Below are 5,411 nucleotides of genomic sequence, written 5' to 3'. Positions count from 1 at the left end.
AGATATATGGTCTTTTTTTTACTCATGGTTGGTTTCGAAGATGCTGCTTTGCGCTAGTCGTTTGCTTATTCTTTTCTTCGTTGTCTGAATCGCGGATTATCACAAATTAAGGACAAATAGGGTGGCCTCAATCAAGGGAAGCTGCTTTCTGGCTTCATCCAGATTGTGTGGCACCGGATCGACTAACTTGCGTAATCAAGCATAGCACACACCTGTTAAGTTGTCAATGGAATCGTGAGGCAACTTCCTAGTCCCTTTGTAATCCTTTATATCATGAGAACCAAAGTGTAGGAGGGAAATCCTTTTCCCGATAGTCGGGGCAGGGATGTCCCTCCCACAGGTATGTTCTGTTGATAATCGAGGTAAGGATACCTCTCCCACAGAGGTGCGATAGGGATGTCTCTCCTATTCTATCTTGTATTTACATCGCCAATAAGGATAATCCCTTGCTTGTTTGACTAGACCTTGTCGAACAGGATTCTCATAGTAGTAGCGTATCATTTCTGCCCTTCCGTATGCCGTGGTCATAATATCTTTCCTGCCATACTGTCCTGCGTTCACCACGTTGTTTGTTAATCTGCCTTGCCGTAAAGGTCTTGAGAGAATGCATGACTCTTGGTAAGGTTTGATCTCGACCCGGTTGAATAACTGCGTGGATGTGGTCCGGCATGACCATGATACATATCCATCTGATGCGATCTTGAGTTTCTAGCCATTCAAAGGTTTGAAAAATGATCCGTGCAACTTCAAAGTTGGCGAGTATCGGTCTTCGATCAAAGGTGGAAGTAGTTAGGAAATAATATGCCCCCGGTATTGATTGTCGTCCTTTTCGTAAGTAATGGCTTCCTCGACTTGGAAAACGGTTCAAGGTTTCTCCTTTGAGTGAGATGGAGTTCTTTCTGTCAACAATCGAGGCAAGGATGTCTCTCCCACAGATATGTGTTGCATTGTTTCTACTGTCAATAATCGAGGAAGGCTGTTTCTCCAGCAGTTCTTAACTTCCCCTCAAACTCTGCGCTTTCTGCAGCTGTGCCTCCACAAGATGAACAACCACTTCATGCGTATCCCTCCCTACTTCCATTTGGTCTGGGTGGAGGTGCTTGTATGCTTATTATACTTGTCGATATAGTCCTCCCGTGGCGGGGTGAAGATATCGAGGACACGTGCGGGCCCCTTTGCAACAACGCCTGAATGCACCACATTTGGCGGAACAATAAATGCTTCCCCGGGTTTTAGAATCCTTTCCTCCGAACCGATTCTAAACTGTAGCTCCCCCGACAACACCAATCCTGCTTGTTCATGCGGATGGCTATGCTCTGGAACTTCACTGCCTTCTGCCATCTCCAAAAACGACAGCATAAGACTTTCTCCGGCAACAATGCCACTGAGTGCACCCGGAAATAGTTCCATTTTTGGTAGTTCCTCGGCAGCGATAAACGGCATATTTTTCCTCCCCGATAGATCGGAATTTCGCAAGATCGTTAGCAGATCTCTTAACAATCCTGCTCAACCTGAAGCTTATTCCAAGAATAAAGGGGCGGCACATTGCCCCGCCCCTAGATTTACTGATGTTCTCGACTCACATGTTCGTTTTTGAGTCTATTCTTTTTCTACAACCTTAATTTCTTTCGATGCCCGCCAAGGAGCGGTATGGTTCGGTTGCTCCATTGCTACCAATGTGCAACTCTCTTCCAAAGCGATCGTGAAAGTGACTTTAGGCATGGTATAGATTGGGTGCAGATAGGCTCGTGCTATTTCGACATCATTTTTATAAATGCCGATCCAGTTGACGTAGTGCTCATAAAGGGTGGGGTGGACTGAACCGGCACCGATTGTGATGGTTACATCAAACCATTCCCCGACGCCAACCTCATCTGGGCACTCGATCTTCGGTGTATGTTTCTCATCGTAGTCGGTCATAACGTGTTTGAAATCTCCGATGACCTCTTCGTCAAATATCTGATTGGCAACCACGGGAATCGCAATCAGCACAGCGATGATTCCGAGACTTAACGTCCCAATTCTGAAATACTTTTTCTGCAATAATTGAGATAACAAGGTTTGTTCCTCCTGTTGATAAATTGAAATGCTAAATGATTGTAACACACTGATGGAAGCAGCAACAACGAAAACTTCCGCCGTTTGAAACCTCTTTCTATCGGTATCAAGCGGCTAATTTGGCGAGGGGGCCGCTGCGGTGCCAGAAAGCGCTACTTCCCTCGGCAATGGGGATGCATGATGGTGCACCATCTTCCAACCCTCACCTTCGTGTTTGAACACATTTGTTGCTTGCGCAAAGGATATGCCCATCCTGCCGCCGGCAAAGGTATGGATGGATTCGACGCATGTCACCCAAGCAAACTGATTATCAGTATGAATCGCGATCTCGCAGGGGTGGATGTGCATTCGATGTGTGTTCTGGAAGATATTTATCCAACTCGCGCGAATCTCCTCCCAACCGGTGATTGTTTCCCAATTTGAGCCATACGCTATCCATCATGTCAATACTCAGATTTTGCATCGCTTGATAAAAACTGAGGTTTGCGCCCTCAACCTGTTCTTGTAATGTCATTTGTTTCTCCATTTCTTTTCCTTCCATTGAACGCTCATTTGTCTATTCCTCTCGTCGTCCAAACCAGCCGTCGAAAACTGCATATCCCCAGAAGATTAGGAGTTGAATCAGCCCGGTAATCTTGAACTGCCAACGGGGACGAAACCGCCATTGTGCGGTGCTATAAATGTCTAATCCATATTCGCTTTTCCTCACAGAATAGGTCTGATAGTGATCATCTATCAACCACCAACTGCCTTCCTTTTTGGTCGAAACTGTCGCCCCTTTGTAAATTAAGACTTTGTGCTTCCGAAATTCCCGCACCAGTTCCGTCGAGAGTTCCTTGTTGTCTATTAGATAGCTGTCCAAATCTTCGGTAATCCGAAACATAAACTTGCTGTCAGATGTGTATAGGGGGTAGCCACGCCAGCGCTTCTGCTCTCTGCCTGCCAAGGTGGGATCATCTGTTTCTGGCTGTGTTTCTGTTTGTCCTGTTGCACCCCCATCGTCCGGGGATGTTTCAGTTCGATCTATACGGGTCAGGTCTCGCCAACTGGTTACGGGCAATGAATTGGCGTAGATGAGCACCATTGCCAAGATAATACCTATAAATATGATGACACCCTTAAACAGCTTACGCAGATAGATCTGTCCCAGTCCGGGAATAATCATTGACATCACCATGGCACGGTAGGATCGTCTTGCTTCTATCATTCTGATTTTGCTCCTTCTTACAAGTACGCAGCAGCTTCGCGTGTTTTGTCACGCGCTCATTTTTTCGTCTTTTCCAAGTACTCGCGGATGCGCTGTTCATTCCCAATGTCAGTCGGTTCGTAATACCGCCTATCGCGTAAGGCGTCGGGAAGGTGGTCCTGTTGCACGATGTGGTCTTCAAAATCGTGGGCGTACCTGTATTCTTTTCCGTAACCGAGTTTTTTCATCAGTTGTGTCGGTGCATTTCGCAGATGGATTGGCACAGGATAGGCGGGTTCTTCGCGCACATCTTTTTGCGCTGCGAGCAAAGCCAGATAAGCAGCGTTGCTTTTTGGAGCACAAGCGAGATAGACAGCAGCATGTGCCAAGTTCAATTGTGCTTCTGGAAGTCCGACGAATTCAACCGCACGGGCGGCTGCATCTGCAATCAGCAGTGCCTGTGGGTCTGCGTTTCCAACATCCTCAGATGCGAGGATTACCATGCGCCGCGCAATGAAACGGGCATCTTCCCCCGCTTCCAATAGCCGTGCCAACCAATAGACGGTAGCATCGGGGTCAGATCCGCGCATACTTTTGATGAAGGCAGAAATCAGGTTGTAGTGTTCATCACCCGATTTGTCATGGCGCAACATCCGCTTCTGCACGGCTTTGTGAATGCTTTCGGCGTCTATATGACGTATCTGTTGCTCATCCGGTTTGCAGGTCTGTACGGCGAGTTCCAATGCGTTGAGGGCAAGACGTACATCACCATCAGCCACTCGAATCAGCGCATCTATAGCGTCCTCCGAGAGTGAGATCTGATACTTCCCCAGACCACGTTCGGTGTCGGTGAGTGCGTGGTCGACCAACTGACGGATATGGGACGATTCTAGCGGACGGAATGGATACACCTGCATCCGGGAAAGGAGTGGGGCATTGACTTCGAAGGAGGGGTTTTCGGTTGTTGCGCCGATCAGCACAAGCGTTCCATCCTCCACAAAGGAGAGCAGGAAATCCTGTTGTGCTTTGTTGAAGCGATGGATCTCGTCCAAGAACAGAATGGTCCGTTGATCGTGGAATTTAAGACGTTCTTCAGCTCCCGCGACCTGCTTGCGTAACTCCGGTACCCCGGTTGTGCTAGCGTTGACATGCTCGAAATGCGCCTTTGTGCACTGAGCGATGATCTGCGCTAGGGTGGTTTTTCCACAGCCCGGTGGCCCCCAGAAAATGCAGGACATCACCGTGTCCTGTACAATAGCAAGATGGAGGGGCTGCTCCAGCCCTAATAGATGTTCCTGCCCCACAAATTCGTCGAGCGTGTCGGGACGCATCCGATGTGCTAGCGGACCAGATCGTTTCCGGTTCTGTTGCAAGTTCTGGTCAAACAGGTCCATAACTATTCCACCCTCCCTGATAAATCGGGATTTCGCTGCGCTCAACCCAATACACCGCCTCAGATAGATATAGCAGCAATTTGATGACTATCCGTCTGTCATTTGATGGACAACGCTGTTTATCTTGTCGTCCATTGTCTGTGCGCGGTCAGTGCGTGTGCCAAACTTGAGCGTTGTGCTGATCCGAGGGGCACCCATCTCATGGATGACCTGATGACACTCTTTAATTGCAGCGAAAACTACATCCCAATCTCCTTCGATATTGGTACCGTAGGCGTGTAGCTTGGTCTTCAATCCCGCGTCCTTGAGGATACGCTCGCACTCAGCAACATACTTGGAAACTGACACACCAACGCCTATTGGGACGACGCATAGATCTGCGATAACATTCATGTCGGAGATCTCCTTTCGTCTGAAGTTGCGGGTTATTTTAACTCTCCTAAGATCTCATCTCCATAAGCAAACAGGGCAGGTGTCCCACCGGTGTGTACGAAGACAACCGTTTGATCCGTCGTAAACTGTCCCTGTCGGATGTGGTCGATCATTCCCCCAAATGTCTTTCCTGTGTAAACTGGGTCTAGCACCAGTGCCTCTGTTTGTGCAGCCAAGATGACCGCTTCTTTGCTGCCGGGTGTCACCACGCCGTAGGCGTCGCCGGCGTATTCCCCGTAACTCTCAAAATCAGCCGCTGAAAAATCCAGATCCAGATCGAGTATCTGAGATACTTCGTTGGCGACCTTTGCAAGATTGGTGTTTGATTCTGCGTTGTCTTG

General features: G+C 48.4%; 8 protein-coding genes. All 8 read right to left on the bottom strand.

Going from position 1 to position 5,411, the window contains the following annotated elements:
* Nucleotides 1–481 precede the first annotated feature (481 nt).
* Nucleotides 482–868 carry a transposase gene (locus J4G02_04560; GenBank protein ID MCE2393858.1) on the bottom strand — a complete coding sequence of 129 codons (387 nt, stop codon included), beginning with the start codon at nt 866–868 and terminating at the stop codon, nt 482–484.
* A 203-nt stretch (nt 869–1,071) separates the two neighbouring features.
* Nucleotides 1,072–1,443, bottom strand: coding sequence for a cupin domain-containing protein (locus J4G02_04555; GenBank protein ID MCE2393857.1), 372 nt, complete (start codon nt 1,441–1,443; stop codon nt 1,072–1,074).
* A 156-nt stretch (nt 1,444–1,599) separates the two neighbouring features.
* Entirely contained in the window at nt 1,600–2,058 is a 459-nt protein-coding gene (locus J4G02_04550) for a hypothetical protein (protein ID MCE2393856.1), read from the bottom strand.
* 114 nt (nt 2,059–2,172) lie between these two features.
* Entirely contained in the window at nt 2,173–2,493 is a 321-nt protein-coding gene (locus J4G02_04545) for a nuclear transport factor 2 family protein (GenBank protein ID MCE2393855.1), read from the bottom strand.
* Between the two features lie 121 nt (nt 2,494–2,614).
* Complete coding sequence (locus J4G02_04540; protein ID MCE2393854.1) at nt 2,615–3,265, bottom strand: hypothetical protein; 651 nt, start codon at nt 3,263–3,265, stop codon at nt 2,615–2,617.
* A 56-nt stretch (nt 3,266–3,321) separates the two neighbouring features.
* Nucleotides 3,322–4,638, bottom strand: a complete 1,317-nt coding sequence (locus tag J4G02_04535; protein MCE2393853.1) for a replication-associated recombination protein A — start codon at nt 4,636–4,638, stop codon at nt 3,322–3,324.
* An 87-nt stretch (nt 4,639–4,725) separates the two neighbouring features.
* A complete protein-coding gene (locus J4G02_04530; protein ID MCE2393852.1) occupies nt 4,726–5,031 on the bottom strand; it encodes an MTH1187 family thiamine-binding protein in 306 nt (101 codons plus the stop codon).
* A gap of 32 nt (nt 5,032–5,063) precedes the next feature.
* On the bottom strand, nt 5,064–5,411 hold a 348-nt coding region (locus J4G02_04525; protein ID MCE2393851.1), incomplete at its 5' end, for a pyridoxal-phosphate dependent enzyme.

This window comes from Candidatus Poribacteria bacterium, assembly GCA_021295755.1.
Classification (GTDB): domain Bacteria; phylum Poribacteria; class WGA-4E; order WGA-4E; family PCPOR2b; genus PCPOR2b.
The sequence above is the reverse complement of the archived record's forward strand: the minus strand, read 5'-3'. Positions and strand labels throughout refer to the sequence as shown.